Here is a 16,139-nt window from a genome sequence, read left to right on the forward strand (position 1 = left end):
GGGCAGAATTGACGGGTGCCGGAATTCACGCTGACCGCGCAACGCAACTCCTCGGGCGGCGACGCCCGCTGGGGGCTGGTGCGCTTGCACCCCGAAGTCCTGATGGCGCTGGCCCTGCATCCGGGGCAGGGAGTCACCCTGACCGGCGGGCGGCGCACCACGGCCGTGGTGGGGACGTTCAAGCCGTCGCAGGGCTTCGGCACCGGCGTCGCCCTGCTCGACGAGGTGACGCTGTCGAACGCGAAAGTGCGCGACGGCGGTGACGTCACCATCGCCCCGGCCACCGAGACCGACGCCCGCCGCGTCTCGGTGACGGGTTCATCGCTGGCCATGGCCGCGATTCCGGAGTCGACGCTGCGGCAGGCGCTGCTGGGGAAGATCGTCACCGTCGGCGACACCGTCACCCTGCTGCCGCGTGACCTGCTGCCCAGCGACAATCCGGCCGCGGCCCGGAAGGCATTGAAGGGCTTGGGGATCGCCTGGACCTCCGAGGTGCTGACGGTGGTGGCCACCGAGCCGTATCCGGGCCCGGTCACCATCCTGCCGAGCACGGCGGTGACGCTGGGCACGACCTTCGGCTCGACCGACGCCCCGCTCGGCCTGCTCGACGACGTCCCCCTCGACGGTTCGCCGCTCGTCGCCGCCGAGCGCCCGGTGACGGCCGCCCCGACCTCGGCGGTGGCGGTCGCCGATCTGGCCGGGGTGCAGGCCCAGGCCGCGAAGCTGCGGGAGTGGCTGAACCTGGCGTTGGACGAGCCCGAGCTGTTGAAGGCGCTGGGCGCGAGTTCGCAGCTGGGCGTGCTGATCACGGGCCCGGCGGGCGTCGGCAAGGCGACGCTGGCGCGGGCGGTGGTGGGGTCGCGGCGGCTGGTGGAACTGGACGGCCCGGCGGTCGGCGCGACCGAGAGCGGCAAGCGTTTCCGCGATGTCGGCGACAAGATGCAGGAGATCGGTTCCGGCGCGGGCGGAGTCCTGCTGATCACCGATATCGACGCGCTGCTGCCGGCCGAGGCCGAGCCGGTGGCCACCATGATCCTGGATCAGCTGCGCCGGGTGATCGCGGTGCCCGCGGTGGCGGTGCTGGCGACCACCTCCAATCCACTGGGCCTGGACGCGCGGCTGCGCGGTCCCGACCTGTTCGACCGGCAGGTGTCGCTGCCGCTGCCGACCGCCGCGGTGCGGGCCGCGCTGCTCGAGCAGTTGTTGCGGAAGGCCCCGACCGAGGGCCTCGCGGTCGACGAGATCGCGCTGCGGACACCGGGATTCGTGGTGTCGGATCTGGCGGCGCTGGTCCGTGAGGCGGCGCTGCGGGCGGCGGCCCGGGCCAGCCGCGAACACCACGACAGCGGTCAGGACGTGGATCCGGTACTTCGGCAGGAGGATCTGGCCGGGGCACTGGAGGTGATCCGCCCGTTGTCGCGGTCCGGGTCGGAGGAATTGTCCATCGGCAACCTGAGTCTCGACGATGTCGGCGACATGGTGGAGACCAAGCAGGCGTTGACCGAGGCGGTGCTGTGGCCGCTGAAGCATCCGGATTCGTTCGCGCGCCTGGGGATCGAGCCGCCGCGCGGGGTGCTGCTCTACGGGCCGCCGGGCTGCGGCAAGACCTTCCTGGTGCGGGCGCTGGCCGGGTCCGGGCAGTTGAGCGTGCACTCGGTGAAGGGCGCGGAGCTGATGGACAAGTGGGTCGGCTCCTCGGAACGGGCGGTCCGCGAGTTGTTCCAGCGCGCCCGCGATTCCGCGCCGTCGCTGATCTTCCTCGACGAGGTGGACGCGCTGGCACCGCAGCGCGGGCAGTCCTCGGATTCCGGGGTGTCGGATCGGGTGGTGGCGGCGCTGCTCACCGAGTTGGACGGGGTGGAGCCGCTGCGGGACGTGGTGGTGGTCGGCGCGACCAACCGCCCGGATCTGATCGACACGGCGCTGACCCGGCCGGGCCGGTTGGAGCGGCTGGTGTTCGTGCCGCCGCCGGACGCCGACGCCCGGGCCGAGATCCTGCGCACCGCGGCCAAGTCGGTGCCGCTGGCCAAGGACGTGAATCTGCGGCGGCTGGCCCGTGAGCTGGACGGCTACTCGGCGGCGGACTGTTCGGCCCTGTTGCGGGAGGCGGCGCTGGCCGCCATGCGCCGCGATGTGGAGGCCGGGGAGGTGACGGCGTCGGATGTGGCGTCCGCGCGCAAGGCGGTGCGGCCGTCGCTGGATCCGGTACAGGTGGAGTCGTTGCGCTTGTTCGCGGCGAAGCGGGAGATGTCGGGTCCGCCGGGCGACCCGTCGGGCTATGTCTGATCGAGTCGGGCCATGTCCGATTTGATGCGCCCGGTCTGATTCCTCCGCCTACGCCCGAATGTGGCCGTAAGTTCGCCAAAAATCTACAAAGTAAGCGAGTCGGACCGATCGACACGCCGTGGGCCGGTACTTTTGCGCAGGTGAGGTCGTACAAGGTCGCTACCGAAACGATCACCGCGCTGGTCGCAGCACTGGTTGCTGGCCTCGCGCTGACCTTGCCCATCGACTTCGGCTGGACCTCGCAAAGTTCCGCCCTGCAACTGGATCTGCTCGCCTACAGCCTGCCCCGCGCCATCGCGGCCGGCGTGCTCATCGCCATGATCGTGGCGGTGCTGATCACCACCATGGGCAGCCCGTCGGTGGCCTGGTCGACCACGGTGGGCGGGCTGCTGGTGCTGGTCGCCAATCACACGCTGGGACACGCGGGCGACCCGAATGCCTCGCTGTCGACCATGAACTTCATCGACTCGCTGTCGGGCGGCGTGATCCTGGGCGCGCTCGGGGCGGCGGTGCTGCATCACAGGCTGCCCGCCTTCGCCTGGACGCTGGGCGTTCTGATCAGTCTGCTGCTGGGTTCGGTGAATCCGGTACCGCGGGTGGGCGGCAGCATCACCGACAACCTGCGGGACCACTGGCACGCCTCCGACATCCCGCCCATGTGGATGGTGCTGCTGGCCTTCGCGCTGGCCGTGTTCTCGCTACTGATCAATCGGAAGGGACCGGCCGCGCAGCGGCTGTCCATCGAGCTGCCGCTGGCCCCCATCCTGGCGGGCACGCTGATGGTGCTGATCACCCTGTTCAGCGCGGAGTGGCTGGCCCGGCACGGCGGCAGCGTGGCGGGCATCGTGCTCGCCGTGGTGACCTCGGTCGGCACCGCCATGATCGCGTCCATGCTGCTGCCGGGGCGGGACGGGGAGGTCGTGCTGGTCGCGGTGGGCGTCGGCGCGGTGGGCGCGGCCACCATCGCGGCGGAGATGCCGGCCTGGACGATTCCGCTGCTGGTGGCGGTGAGCGCGTTCGGCATGTGGGCGGGCAGTCAGGTGTCCGCGCCGATGCCGGCCCTGTGGCTGTCCATGCTGGTCGGGGTGTCGACGGCGCTCACCGGTGACACCGCCAAGGCGTGGCTGATCGTGGGCGGCGCGGCGCTGGTGTCCTGGCTGATCGGTTTCGGCCTGCTGGCGGCCCGGCCGCGGTATGTGCCGAGCCGGGTGCTGGGGACCGCCATGTTGTTCGTGCCGTCGGCGGTGCTGGGCATGCGGGATTTCGTCGCGCGCGGCGATTACGCGATGCAGTCGGGCAATTCGGGGATGTGCACGGTCAGCTCGGGTTCCACGGCGACGCCCGGCTGGACCTCGGTGCTGGTGGCGGGCGGGTGTCTGGCGGGCATGTTCCTGCTGCGGCGGTTGCGGCCGCTGCCGGTGCCGTCCGCGGCGGCGGCCACCCCGCCCGAGGGATCGTCGAACGGGGGCGCCGCCGGCTAGACCGGGGAACGGTCAGGCGCGGGCGGCGAGGTCCAGTTCCGCGGCCGGAGCGATGGCGGGTTCGGCGAACCAGGTCCGGTAGAAGGCCGTCACGTAGGCGGCGGACAGGCCGATCACGAGGACGCCCGCCGGGACCGGGTGCTCGGCGAATTCGACCGACAGGTACCGGTAGGACAGCAGGAGTCCGGTGAACAGCGCGGCCCCCGCGCCGACCAGCTGGACGCGAGCGCGGTCCCAGCCGCGTTCGGGTGCGCGCAGCGCCGATTCGATGGCCAGGCACAGCACCGCGCCCGCCACCAGGTCCGCGCCGTAGTGGTACCCGAAGCCCAGCGTGGCCCCGATGGTGGCGAGCAGCCAGAAGGTTCCGCCCCAGCGCAGCCAGGTCGGTGCGGGCGCGCCGGTCAGCGGGTCGCGGCGGGAGTGGACGAAGATCGACAGCGCCCACGCGGTGTGCAGCGACGGCATGCAGTTGCGCGGGGCGAATCGGTCGAAGGCGATCGAGCCGGGCGTGAGGTCCACCGTCGGCACCACATTCGGCCAGTAGTTGCCGAGCGAGAAGGCGTGTCCTTCCGTGCCGTAGGCGAAGATCGGTCCGACGACCGGGAAGATGACGTAGAAGAGCGGTCCGATCAGCCCGATCACCAGGAAGGTCCGCACCAGGTAGTGCCCCGGCCACACCCCGGTCTTCACGACGTTGCGCAGCTGCCAGATGGTCACGATCATCGCGCCGACGGGCAGTTCGATGTAAACCCAGTGCAGGACAGCGGAAGCCACCGGTCCCAGCCACTCGAGCAGTTGCCCGGCCATCCAGGAGGGGTCGCCGAGGGCGTGGTCCACCAACACGATGTGCTCGTCGAGGACGCGGGGTCCGGCGAGCACGGTGATGCCGAGCCAGACGTCGGCGACCTTGCTGGACAGCACCAGCAGGATGCCGAGCGCGGCGGCGTGCAGCGCGTTGGAGCGATCCTTGCCCTGCCACCGCCAGAGGGCGAGCCCGAGGATGCCGAGCAGCACCAGCACCGGCCCGTTGCCCATGGCCAGCGGACCGCCGGAGAGGCTGCGAATCGACTGGTAGGCGACGTCGATGCCGAGCGCCGTGCCGACGGCCACGCAGCGCCGCCGCCAGTCCAGTCCGATGAGCGCGAGCCCGAGTCCGGCCCACGGCACGGTGAAAGATTTGGCGTTGCCGACGAAGTCGTCCCGGATGCTCTCCAGCGGACCGGTGAAGTGGTGCTGGGAGGCGACGACCTGCAGGGCGAGGAGCGCGAGTGCGCCGACGGTCAGCACGGCCGTCATCCGGACGCGCGGCGACGGCATCCGCATCCCTGATCGGCGTGCTGCGCCGCCGGTCTGGGAACGCGGATCGTCGAGCAACATCCAGCCATAGTAAACGCCGTGTGAACGCCGACCCCATACCCAGTTGAACGCCGCATCCCACCCCGGATGAACAGCCCCCGGTCAGCGTGGTATCGCCGCTGGCCACGGCGTACAGCGGCCGCAGAATCGCGTAACTGAAATCACAGCAAGGGAACTCGCGCCGGTGAGCCGTACCGGCCCCGCCGTCACTGCTCGAGTTCGTGGACCAGCGAGTCGACCACCGACACCAGATCGCCCTGCGCGGCCGCGGCCACCCGGCGCTGTCGCTGATAGGACGCGCCGCGCTTGGGAATGTCGGCGACCATGGCGAGCTCGTTCTCGCAGCCGAGGCTCTTGGCGGTCGGCTCGAGCCGGTTGAGCAGGTCCATGAGGTCGTCGGTGACGAGCCGCTCATTGCTGTCGGCGTCGGTGATGATGATGGCGTCGAGCCCGTATCGCGCTGCGCGCCACTTGTTCTCCTGCACGTGCCAGGGCGGCAGGATGGCGGGCAGGGCTTCGCCGTTCTCCACCCGCCGGTCGAGATCGACCACGAGGGAGTGGATCAGGGCCACGATGGCGGCCAGTTCGGCCTTGGTGGGGATGCCGTCGCAGATGCGCACCTCGATGGTGCCCCATTTGGGTGCGGGCCGGATGTCCCAGTGCATGCCGCCGATCTGTTCGATCACACCGGTTTTCATCTGGTCGTGCACGAAACCCTCGAACTGGCCCCAATTGTCGAATTGGAAGGGCAGTCCAGCGGTGGGTAGCTGCTGGAACATGAGCGCCCGGTTGCTGGCGTAGCCGGTGTCGACGCCCGCCCACATCGGTGAGGAGGCGGACAGCGCCAGCAGGTGTGGGTACGACGGCAGCATGGCGTTGAGAATCGGGAAAACCTTGTCCGGGTGCGAGATTCCCACGTGCACGTGCACGCCCCAGATCAGCATCTGGCGGCCCCACCACTGGGTGCGCTCGATGAGTTCGTCGTAATGCGCACTGCGCGTGAGCTGTTGGGTGGACCATTGCGCGAACGGGTGGGTGCCCGCGCAGAACAGGTCGACGCCGACCTGGTCGGCGGCGCGGCGCACGGCGTCCTGGGTGGCGCGCAGTTCGTCGACGACCTCGCTCACGGTGTCGTGCTTGCCGGAGACCAGTTCGACGGTGTTCTTCAGGAGTTCCTTGGTGATCTGCGGGGTGCCGTCCCAGGCGCGCAGGTCACCGCAGGCTTCGAAAACGGCGGCGGCGGTATTGGACAGGTCACGCGTCGTCTTGTCGACGAGCGCGACCTCCCATTCCACGCCGAGCGTGGGCCGGGGCGATGAATTGAAGGGGACCTTCGAAATGCCTGCCCCGGCCATGCTCACCTCAAGGGGTTCAGGCGACGACGCCGCAGGCGACCCGTGCACCCGCGTCGCCGGTCGCGAGGGTGTCCGCATCCGGTGCGGGCGCGTACCGGGTGGGAATGTTGCCGAAGTTGTCGGCGCCGGCGTGGATGATCAGGGCCTTGCCCTTGATCTCCTCCAGGGTGACGGCGTCGGTGGTGGTGACCAGCTTGGCGGTGCCGTCCTTGAGCACCTGGAGCGAGTCCAGGTCGCCGCTGGCGGGGTGCGCGTTCTGCTCACCGACCTGCAGGTGGCCGCCGGCGGACAGGAAGTCGCCGGGCGCGCCGCCGGAGGGGGCGGTGGAGTTGGTCTCGCACTTGCCGAACTGGTGGATGTGCAGGCCGTGGAAGCCGGGCTTGAGGCCGTGGGCTTCGACGGTGATCTCGAGGTGGTTGCCCACCTTCACGATGGACGCGGTGCCGACGGTGCCACCGCTGGGGTCCTTCAGGGTGACGGCGGTGGACTCCCGGGGGGCGTTGGTGTCGCCCTCGGTGCCGTGGCCGGTCGCTCCGCCCGCGGGAGCGGGCGAGCTGGTGAACACCGGCGGGGTCGTCCCCTTGACGTCACTCGATTCCTGGCTGTTGGAGCAGGCGGTGAGTCCCAGGGCCGCGACCGCGAGCACCGGAGCAACAGTCCACCAGGACGGGCGACGAGTTGAGGACGAGGCCATCGGGGAACTCCTTTACGAGTCCGAGTTTATCGGGAAAGCAGGGTGGACATACTTCGTACCGGACAAGATGATGCCAGAGCCGTGCCCGTGTCCCGTGGAGGGGCCGCACGGTTTCTTTCGGGCGTCGGCCGGGCCGTCGACGAACAGCGATCAGTTGCCGGTGACGATGACGATGACACCGGTGGGCGAATCCGAGATCCCGGGGAAGCGGGGTTCGGCGGCGCAGCCCAGTTCCGCGGCGATGGCCTTGGCCAGCGCCTGCTCCTTGGGCGAACTGCCGTAGTACACGGTGGTTTTCGGGATGACGCCGCCGGGATAGTTGCCGACCTCGGTGATGTTGTAACCCTCACCGCTGAGCTGGTCGCCGGTCTTCTTGGCCAGTCCGGCGACGGTGCCGTTGTTGTAGACCCGGACCGGGAGGGACTTGTCGATGCCCGCGGCACCGGAGGTGGTCGGCGCGGCGGTCGTGGTGGGCGCGGTCGTCGTGGTCGTGGGTGCGATGGAGCCGGGCACCACCGGCGGGGTGCCCGCCGCGGTCGAATTCTGCTGCGCCGCAGTGGTGGTGGCGGCCTCGGAGGTCGATCCGGCGCTGCTGTCCGAGGAGTCCGAACTCGACAGGGACATCGCGCCGATCCCGGCGAACACGATGGCCAGCGCGATCAGGACCATCGCCAGGGCCCGCAGCGGCGGACCGCCGGCCGGCGAATTCGGGTTGCTCACGGCGTCGAGCCTAATGGGTGCAGGGCCGCCCGCGCGGGATCAAGCGCGGACGCGGGCCGGGTGGAGACCTGGCTCACGGTCGCGGCGCGGCTCACACCTGGAAACCGAGACGGCGTGCGGCCCTGGTCTTCTGGCGGCTGGCGCGCAGCCGCCGCAGGCGCTTGACCAGCATCGGGTCCGCCGCCAGCGCTTCAGGCTTGTCGACGACCGCGTTCAGGACCTGGTAATAGCGGGTTGCCGAGAGGTCGAACAGTTCGCGGATGGCTTCTTCCTTCGCACCGGCGTACTTCCACCATTTGCGCTCGAAGTCGAGAATCTCGAGCTCACGGCGGGAAAGCCCGTGCGCGCCATCCTCGTCGGAAGGACCGTCCTCGCTTGCGGGCATGTCGCGTGCCGCTGCGCTGTCCATAGTGCTCCCTCGCCGAGTGGTCACCAGACGAATATGGTGCTTGTGCGTCGGTGCCATTCAACCACGCGCCGCAGACAACGCGATGCGTACCGATCGGCGTGTTTTGTGACGTGAGCCCCGGCGTGTCGGGGGTTCCGGGCAGCGATCCGGACACGTCCCCAGGGTGTGATCACCCCGGTAAACACCGCACTATAGGGTGCTGAGCATGGCTATTCTCCCGATTCGCATTGTCGGCGACCCGGTTCTGCACCGCGCGACCACTCCGGTCACGCAGACCCCGGAAGAGCTGGCGCAGCTGATCGCGGACATGTACGAGACGATGGACGCCGCGCACGGGGTGGGTCTGGCCGCCAATCAGGTGATCATCGCCGACGAGGACGAGCTGTCGCCGCGCGTCTTCGTCTACGACTGCCCGGACGAGACCGAGGGCGGCAAGACCGTCCGCCGCCGCGGCTGCGTGGTGAATCCGGTGCTGGAGACCTCCGAGATCCCCGAATCCATGCCGGATCCCGACGATGACGAGGAGGGCTGCCTGTCGGTCCCCGGCGAGCAGTTCCCGACCGGCCGCGCCGACTGGGCCAAGGTCACCGGCACCGACGAGCACGGCGAGCCGGTCGAGCTGGAGGGCCACGGCTTCTTCGCCCGCATGCTGCAGCACGAGACCGGCCACCTGGACGGCTTCCTCTATGTGGACGTGCTGATCGGCCGCAATGCCCGCGCCGCGAAGAAGGCGATCAAGCGAAACGGCTGGGGCAAGCCGGGTTTGAACTGGGTCCCGGGCACCGTCCCGGACCCCTTCGGACACGACGACGACGACGATCTCGACGACTGATCGGTCATGACCGACTCCGAGCCCGGCACCGACGGCGCCGGGGCGCTCCCGCCGCTCGGCAAGCGGGTGGTGGTGCGCTACCGGCTGCCCGCGGGTTACCCACAGCCGTTGACGGATGTGATCGGCGAGCTGATCGCCGCCGACCCGCTGACCGTGCGCACCGCCGACGGCCAGGTGGTGTCGGTCGCCCGGGATCAGGTGGTGGCCTGGAAACCGCTCGGCCCCAGACCCATTCGGACCAGTGAGATCCGGTCCCTGGAAGCGGCGGCCGCGGACGGCTGGCCGGGCCTGATGCGATCCTGGATCGACGGCTGGCTGCTGCGGGCCGGGGACGGCTACACCTTTCGCGCGAATTCCGCGGTGCCGCTGGGTGGTACGGACGGACCGGCGCTGATGAACACCGAGACCCTGCACCGCATCGGCGAGTGGTACACCGCGCACGGCCTGCCGCTGCAACTGCAGCTGCCGGACCGGCTGGCGACCCGGCCCGCGGAGTGGCGGACCTGGCACGAGACCCGGGTGCTGGCGGTCGACATCGAGACCATGCCGCTGCCGTCGGGCCCGTCCATGGTGCGGTTCACGCCCGAACCGGACGGGGCGTGGCTGTCCATGCACCGGCATCGGGGCGGGGACACCGACGTCGGCTCGAGCCCGGTGGTGGACGTGCTGACCGCGGTCCGCGACGGTGAGCTCACCTTCGCCACACTGGGTTTGCCCGCGCCGATCGCCATCGGCCGGGCCGCGGTGACCACGGCTCCCGACGGCCGCCGCTGGGTGGGCCTGACCTGTGTGACGGTGGCGTCCGGGCATCGGCGGCACGGGCTGGGCGCGCTGGTGTGCGCGGAGATGATCCGCTGGGGCCGCACGCACGGGGCCACCCACGCCTATGTTCAGGTGTCGGACGAGAATGACGCGGCGCTGGCGTTGTACCAGGAGATGGGCTTCGTCGAGCATCACAGCTACCGGTACGCCGCGCCCTGATCGCGTGCCGCCCGCTCGCGTAAGACACTAGTTCCGAAAGGTTTACCGCTGTGCGTATCGCCACCTGGAATGTGAACTCGATCCGCACCCGGCAGGATCGGGTGCTGGCGTGGCTGGACCGCGCCGATATCGACGTGCTGGCCATGCAGGAAACCAAGTGCAAGGACGAGCAGTTCCCGTTCGAGGCGTTCGAGGCGGCCGGGTACGAGGTCGCGCACGTGGGCCTGAATCAGTGGAACGGCGTGGCCATCGCCTCCCGGGTGGGCCTGGACGATGTCGAGATCCACTTGCCGGATCAGCCCGGTTTCGACAAGGACGCGGGCGAATCCCTGTTGAGCACACCGGTGGTGGAGGCCCGCGCGATCGGCGCGACCTGCGGCGGGGTGCGGGTGTGGAGCCTGTACGTGCCGAATGGCCGCGCGCTCGACGACCCGCACTACGCCTACAAGCTGGAGTGGCTGGCGGCGCTGCGGTCCGCGGGCGCCAAGTGGCTGTCGGAGGATCCGGACGCGCAGATCGCGCTGGTGGGTGACTGGAATATCGCGCCGACCGATCTGGATGTGTGGTCGCCGGAGTTCTTCGAGGGCAAAACCCATGTGTCCGAACCGGAACGGGATGCCTTCGACGCGTTCGGCGAGACCGGTTTCACCGACGTGATGCGGCCCTTCCACCCGGGCCCCGGCGTCTACACCTACTGGGACTACACACAGCTGCGCTTCCCCCGCAAGGAGGGCATGCGCATCGACTTCATCCTGGCCTCCCCCGCCCTGGCCGCGCGCGTGACCGACGCGAACGTGGACCGGGAGGAGCGAAAGGGCAAGGGCGCCAGCGATCACGCGCCCGTGACGGCCGTCCTCGCGGACTAGTTCGGCCGGGCCCGGCTTCAGACCGGCCGGGCCTTGATGGCGTCGCGGGAGATGAAGACGTCGTAGGTGCCCGGGACGGCGATGACGGCGTTGCCGTTGGTCGAGCGCACGAAAGGCCTGGTGTACCAGGTCTTGTCCTTCATGTCCTGGAAGAAGTCGGCGTCGCTGCCGTTGAGGAAGATCTGGTTCTGTTTGGTGGCGACACCGTCGAGACGCTGGCCGTAGAGCCGGGTCACCTTGTATCCGGCGTTGAAGCCGAGCGCGTTCACCCACGCCTCGAGTTCCACGATATTGGCCTGCAGCACCCACATGTCGCCCTCGACCTGGTACGTCTTGTGCTGGTCGCCGTGGCCCTCGTCGCCGTAGAGGGTGAGGTTCACATCCAGCAGGTGTTCCTGCCCCGCAACGGGTTTGACCTCGACGTGCGCGGCCTTCACTTCGCCGGTGAGTCCGAGGAAGGCCTGCAGGAGCGTGGTGATCCACAGGATCACCACCGCGACGAACGCCAGACCCGCCGCGCCCATGCCGCGTCCGACCAGCACACGCCAGCCGACCGTGCGGGCTTTCAGCACGGCCGAGACCAGTAGTCCGATGGCCGCGATGCCCAGCACCAACAGCACCATCTGGATCCAGCCGAAGGTAACCGGGAAGACCATGCCGTAGTTGTACCCGTTCGGCACGACACGTATCGGCGGGTCAGCAATGAAGTGTGCGTGTCATGACGGTGTGTCACCTGATCCCCCAACGAGATCCGGCCCCGCACCACGGGTGCGGGGCCGGAGTTCGACTGCGAATCAGAAGGCCGCTTCGTCCAGCTTCATGATGTCGTTGTCGAGGTTCTCGATCACCGAACGCGAGGCGCTGAGCAGCGGTAGCTTGTTCTTGGCGAACCAGGACGCCACGCCGACCTTGCCGATGTAGAAGTTCTTGTCCTTCTCGGCCGCGCCCGCGTCCAGCGCCGCCTGGGCGATGGCGGCGTGCTCGAGCAGTCGCCACGAGATGACGAGATCGCCCACGGCGTACAGGAATCGGACCGAGCCGAGGCCGACCTTGTAGAGCTCGTCGACCTGCTGCTGCGAGGCCATCAGGAAGCCGGTGAGCGCGGCCGCCATGGCCTGCACATCGGCCAGGGCCGCGCCGAGCAGTCCGCGCTCGATCTTGAACTGGTCGGGGCCGCCGTCGACGAACTGCTGGATCAGGCCCGCGACGTGTCCGAGCGCCACGCCCTTGTCACGAATGATCTTGCGGAAGAAGAAGTCCTGCGCCTGGATGGCGGTGGTGCCCTCGTACAGCGAGTCGATCTTGCAGTCGCGGATGTACTGCTCGATCGGGTAGTCCTGCAGGTAGCCGGAGCCGCCGAGGGTCTGCAGCGATTCGGTCAGCGACTCGTAGGCGCGGTCGGAGCCACAGCCCTTCACGATCGGCAGCAGCAGGTCGTTGACCCGCTCGGCCAGTTCGGCGTCGGCGCCGTAATTGGCCTGCGCCACATCGGCGTTCTGGTAGGAGGCGCAGTACATGTAGAGCGCGCGCAGGCCCTCCGCGTACGCCTTCTGGGTGGCCAGCGAGCGGCGCACGTCCGGGTGGTGGGTGATGGTGACGCGCGGGGCGGCCTTGTCGGTCATCTGGGTCAGGTCCGCGCCCTGGACGCGCTGCTTGGCGTACTCGAGGGCGTTGAGGTAGCCGGTGGACAGCGCGCCGGTGGCCTTGGTGCCCACCATCATGCGGGCGTTCTCGATGACCTTGAACATCTGCGCGATGCCGTTGTGCGCCCCGCCGACCAGGTAGCCGACGGCGGGGATGTCGCCGCCGAAGGTGATCTCACAGGTGGGCGAGGACTTGATGCCCATCTTGTGCTCGACGCCGGTGACCAGCGCGCCGTTCTTGGCGCCGAGTTCCATGGTCTCCGAGTCGAACAGGAAGCGCGGCACCATGAACAGCGACAGGCCCTTGGTGCCGGGTCCGGCGCCCTCGGGGCGGGCCAGCACCAGGTGGAAGATGTTGTCGGCGGTGTCGCCGACGTCGCCGCCGGAGATGAAGCGCTTCACGCCCTCGACGTGCCAGGTGCCGTCGGCCTGTTCGATGGCCTTGGTGCGGCCCATGCCGACGTCGGAGCCGGCGTCGGGCTCGGTGAGCACCATGGTGCCGCCCCAGCGGTTCTCCCAGGCGTGCGCGGCCCAGCGCTTCTGTTCGTCGGTGCCCTCGTCGAAGAGGACCTTGTGCATGAGCGGGCCCATGTTGAAGAAGGAGGCCGAGTTGTTGGCGGCGACCAGCATTTCCTGGATGGCCCAGATGAGCGCGTTGGGGGCGGCCACGCCGCCCATCTCCTCGGCCATACCCAGACCGGAGTAGCCGGCCTCGTTGACCGCGGCCACGGTCTTCTTCAGCGATTCGGGCACCGTGATGGTGTGCTGGTCGGGCAGGAACTCGACCGGGTTGCGGTCGGCGTCGGCGAAGGAGTCCGCGATCGGGCCTTCCGCGAGGCGCTTGGCCTCGGCGAGCATCTCCCGCGCGGTGTCGCCGTCGAGGTCGCCGTAGGCGCCGCTGTCCAGCAATTCCCCGATCCCCAGTACTTCGAACAAGTTGAACTCGATGTCTCGTAGGTTCGCCTTGTAATGGGACACGGAAGGGCCTCCTCGGCTGAAGTGTGCGACGCGGTTCTGAGATCAGAATCTGAGATCAAGCCGAAGGCTGCCGTACGCCTGTCCCCTTACGCAACCGTAGGCAGACGTCTTAACCGGCCGGGCCCCCGACAACCGGGCCCGATCGCGATAAGTTAACCGCGCCGTTATGCGCTCGAGCTGGAACTGCGACCGTACAACTCCTTGGCCTGCTGCGGAGTGACGGTGACGGGATTCACGGGAACCCCGGCTCGCATATGCTCCTCGAGCAGCCGGCCCGTCGTGGGCCCGATGAAGTTCTTGGCCACCCGCAGTTCCAGCCGGTCCCTCCGCAAGGCGGTCATGGCAGCCCGCACGGCCGCCGGTCTCCCGCATCCACCGGGGCAGCGTGGCGATGGCGGCCGGGGCCGCCAGCCGGCCGCCCGCCCAGAGCTTCACGGCCTTGTCACGCGGAGTGAACAGCCGGTAGTGGATGCCGCGGCGAGTGCGGTTTCGGTGCGGTGTCGGATCAGGGGGTCATCTCGTAGGCTCCGGCCAGGGCGCGGACCTGGGTGAGAACGTTCTCGAAGCGGGTCGGGTCGGCGACCGGGCGGCGGACCAGGTCCAGGGCGCGGACCTGCTGGGCCTTGGTGGCGGTCGGCTTGGTGTGCAAAGTCAGTGCGTGCTTGGAGAATTCGCGCACGAACAGGTCGAAGAGCTGGTCGAGGACGGCCTCGTCGGCGCCCGCGATCTCGGCCTGTTCGAGGATGAGCTGCGCGTACGGGAGGGTGGTGAACAGCTCGCCGAGGCCGAAGAGGAAGTCGACGTCCTGCTGCTGTTCGGCGGTCGGAGTCGCCGCGGCCAGCAGGGTTTGGAGGGCCAGGGCCTGCTCGAGGAAGACCGCGACGTTCGGGATGTGCGCGAACTTCTCGAACACCGGCCGCCAGTCGGCGAAGCGGATTTTGCCCAGCCCGCTGCTCGGGCCCTGCCGGAACAGGAATTCGTCGTCGGCGGCATCGCGGCGGGTGGGCACGGGAGCGTGTGCGGCGCGGGCGAATTCGGTCTTCAGCGCGGGCACGGCCTTGGCGGCCGGACCGGTGGCGCGGCGGCTGGTCCAGCTCAGCGCGCCGGACACCGCGCGCACCGCACCCTTGGGGGCGAGGCCCGCGCCGGGCAGGTACCGCAGCGCGGCCAGGCCCGCGTCGGCGGGATGGAACATGTAGTTGGGCAGGAACTTCAGCGACAGCGCCATGTTCACGTGCACGGTGCCTTCGAGCCGCGGCAGCCCGAACATGCCGACCATGGCCATGGGGAAGTACATGTCGTTCTCGAATCCGCGGGCGGCGATCACGTCGGCGAGGTCCTCGTACAGCTGCTGGCCGTGGCGGGTGACCGACATCTTCTCGATGGCGTTGAACAGCAGGTAGCGCCGGTCGTTCTCGTCCGCCGAGCGCAGGTAGTCGATGGCGCGCTCGCTGTAGAGCTTCATGCCGATCAGGCGCGCGTAGCTGTCCGCGAGCAGCGATTTCACCTGCGGGAACTCGGTCACGCGGTGCCCGAACAGGATTCGGTTCTCGGCGTGGGTGACCGCCTCGAACATGGCGTGCTCGCACGCCCCGACCGCGCCGAAGCCGAGGTTGAACTTGCCGACGTTGACGGTGTTCATGGCGGCGTCGAAGGCGGCGCGGCCGGTGTGCAGGATGTCGGATTCGGCGACCGGGTACTCGTCGAGATCGAAGGCGGCGACGTACATCTGGGAGTCGACGACGTTCTTGCGCAGCTTGTAGTTCTTGTGCCGGGAGTCGGCGGCGAAGAACAGGTAGCCGGAGTACTCCTCGTCGCTCATCTTCCGCAGGAAGTCGGACGAGTCGATGATCGGTTTGTCGGCGCGGCGACCGAAGACCGACACCATGCCGGCGAGGTTGCCGTTGCCGATGTAGTACTTGCCGCCGGTGGCGGTGTAGCCGCCGCCCGGTGTCGGCTCGAGCACCATGTCGGTGGCGTAGATGTCGGCGCCGTGGTCGCGTTCGGAGAGGCCGAAGGCGAAGATCTCGCCGGATTCCAGCAGTCCGGCGGCGCGGGCCTTGGCCTCGGCGTTGGCGCTCTGCCAGATCGGGCCCAGGCCCAGGATCGTCACCTGCCAGACGTACCAGTACTGCATGCCGTAGAAGCCGAGGATCTTGCTCATCATGGCGATGCGGGCGGTGTCCCAGCGCTTGTGCGGGTCGCCGCCGGCCTGCGCGGCCGGGGTCAGGAAGGTGGCGAAGACCCGTTCGCGCTTGATGAAGTCGAGGAAGTCGGCGTACCAGACGCGGTCGCGGTTCTCGGCCAGCAGCCGGACCTTGCCGAACGCCTCGAAGTAGTCGACGGTGGCCCGCAGCAGTCGCCGGGTCTCCGCGTCGAATTCGGTGAATTCGCAGGTCTTCGGGTTGAACAGGGTCTGACTCATCGGTCTTCGTCTCCTCCGGCCGTGGGCTCGCCCGGCTCCGCCGGGTGCTTTCATTCGTGAATGTAGCATTTTTGTTCGTGGCTGTAGGAAAGGCTCGCCGGGGCCGCTGCTAT

Annotated in this window: 14 protein-coding genes; 5 read left to right on the forward strand and 9 right to left on the reverse strand. The window is 68.9% G+C overall.

All coding sequences use genetic code 11. The features are described 5' to 3' along the window. Positions 1-15: 15 nt before the first annotated feature. Together ACFRAQ_RS21520 and ACFRAQ_RS21525 are read left to right on the forward strand one after the other, a co-directional pair. The gene (locus ACFRAQ_RS21520) at positions 16-2,286 is read left to right on the forward strand and encodes an AAA family ATPase (protein WP_379102273.1); all 2,271 of its coding nucleotides are present in this window, start codon (positions 16-18) and stop codon (positions 2,284-2,286) included. Positions 2,287-2,426: 140 nt separating this feature from the next. Further along, positions 2,427-3,767 carry a hypothetical protein gene (locus ACFRAQ_RS21525; RefSeq protein ID WP_379102276.1) on the forward strand — a complete coding sequence of 447 codons (1,341 nt, stop codon included), beginning with the start codon at positions 2,427-2,429 and terminating at the stop codon, positions 3,765-3,767. Between the two features lie 12 nt (positions 3,768-3,779). Here ACFRAQ_RS21525 and ACFRAQ_RS21530 read toward each other — a convergent pair whose 3' ends face one another. The 5 genes from ACFRAQ_RS21530 to ACFRAQ_RS21550 form a co-directional block, all read right to left on the reverse strand. Then, entirely contained in the window at positions 3,780-5,144 is a 1,365-nt protein-coding gene (locus tag ACFRAQ_RS21530; RefSeq protein WP_379102278.1) for a DUF5933 domain-containing protein, read from the reverse strand. A 185-nt stretch (positions 5,145-5,329) separates the two neighbouring features. After that, positions 5,330-6,478 carry a glutamate--cysteine ligase gene (locus ACFRAQ_RS21535; RefSeq protein ID WP_379102281.1) on the reverse strand — a complete coding sequence of 383 codons (1,149 nt, stop codon included), beginning with the start codon at positions 6,476-6,478 and terminating at the stop codon, positions 5,330-5,332. A gap of 16 nt (positions 6,479-6,494) precedes the next feature. After that, on the reverse strand, positions 6,495-7,172 hold the full coding sequence (locus tag ACFRAQ_RS21540) for a superoxide dismutase family protein (protein ID WP_379102284.1): 678 nt from the start codon (positions 7,170-7,172) through the stop codon (positions 6,495-6,497). Between the two features lie 150 nt (positions 7,173-7,322). Then, entirely contained in the window at positions 7,323-7,892 is a 570-nt protein-coding gene (locus tag ACFRAQ_RS21545; protein ID WP_379102286.1) for a LytR C-terminal domain-containing protein, read from the reverse strand. 91 nt (positions 7,893-7,983) lie between these two features. Further along, a complete protein-coding gene (locus tag ACFRAQ_RS21550) occupies positions 7,984-8,301 on the reverse strand; it encodes a DUF3263 domain-containing protein (RefSeq protein WP_379102288.1) in 318 nt (105 codons plus the stop codon). Positions 8,302-8,506: 205 nt separating this feature from the next. Between ACFRAQ_RS21550 and ACFRAQ_RS21555 the strand changes: the two genes are divergently transcribed. Genes ACFRAQ_RS21555 through ACFRAQ_RS21565 form a run of 3 tightly spaced genes read left to right on the forward strand, consistent with a single transcriptional unit; the run spans position 8,507 to position 10,980 of the window. Then, positions 8,507-9,133 (forward strand): peptide deformylase, encoded by a 627-nt coding sequence (locus tag ACFRAQ_RS21555; RefSeq protein WP_379102290.1) that lies wholly within the window; start codon positions 8,507-8,509, stop codon positions 9,131-9,133. Positions 9,134-9,139: 6 nt separating this feature from the next. Further along, complete coding sequence (locus tag ACFRAQ_RS21560) at positions 9,140-10,114, forward strand: GNAT family N-acetyltransferase (protein ID WP_379102293.1); 975 nt, start codon at positions 9,140-9,142, stop codon at positions 10,112-10,114. 50 nt (positions 10,115-10,164) lie between these two features. Continuing rightward, positions 10,165-10,980, forward strand: coding sequence for an exodeoxyribonuclease III (locus tag ACFRAQ_RS21565; protein WP_379102295.1), 816 nt, complete (start codon positions 10,165-10,167; stop codon positions 10,978-10,980). Positions 10,981-10,997: 17 nt separating this feature from the next. Here the strand turns inward: ACFRAQ_RS21565 and ACFRAQ_RS21570 are convergent, their stop codons facing one another. From ACFRAQ_RS21570 to ACFRAQ_RS21585, 4 genes are all read right to left on the reverse strand, one after another. Continuing rightward, on the reverse strand, positions 10,998-11,636 hold the full coding sequence (locus ACFRAQ_RS21570; protein ID WP_357284658.1) for a hypothetical protein: 639 nt from the start codon (positions 11,634-11,636) through the stop codon (positions 10,998-11,000). Positions 11,637-11,774: 138 nt separating this feature from the next. Further along, complete coding sequence (locus ACFRAQ_RS21575; RefSeq protein WP_379102298.1) at positions 11,775-13,601, reverse strand: acyl-CoA dehydrogenase; 1,827 nt, start codon at positions 13,599-13,601, stop codon at positions 11,775-11,777. Positions 13,602-13,765: 164 nt separating this feature from the next. Beyond that, entirely contained in the window at positions 13,766-13,942 is a 177-nt protein-coding gene (locus ACFRAQ_RS21580) for a hypothetical protein (protein ID WP_379102300.1), read from the reverse strand. Between the two features lie 164 nt (positions 13,943-14,106). Continuing rightward, positions 14,107-16,026 (reverse strand): acyl-CoA dehydrogenase family protein, encoded by a 1,920-nt coding sequence (locus tag ACFRAQ_RS21585; protein WP_379102302.1) that lies wholly within the window; start codon positions 16,024-16,026, stop codon positions 14,107-14,109. Positions 16,027-16,139: the final 113 nt, after the last annotated feature.

Origin of the sequence: Nocardia sp. NPDC056611, assembly GCF_042792755.1 — a bacterium.
Taxonomy (GTDB): Bacteria; Actinomycetota; Actinomycetes; order Mycobacteriales; family Mycobacteriaceae; genus Nocardia.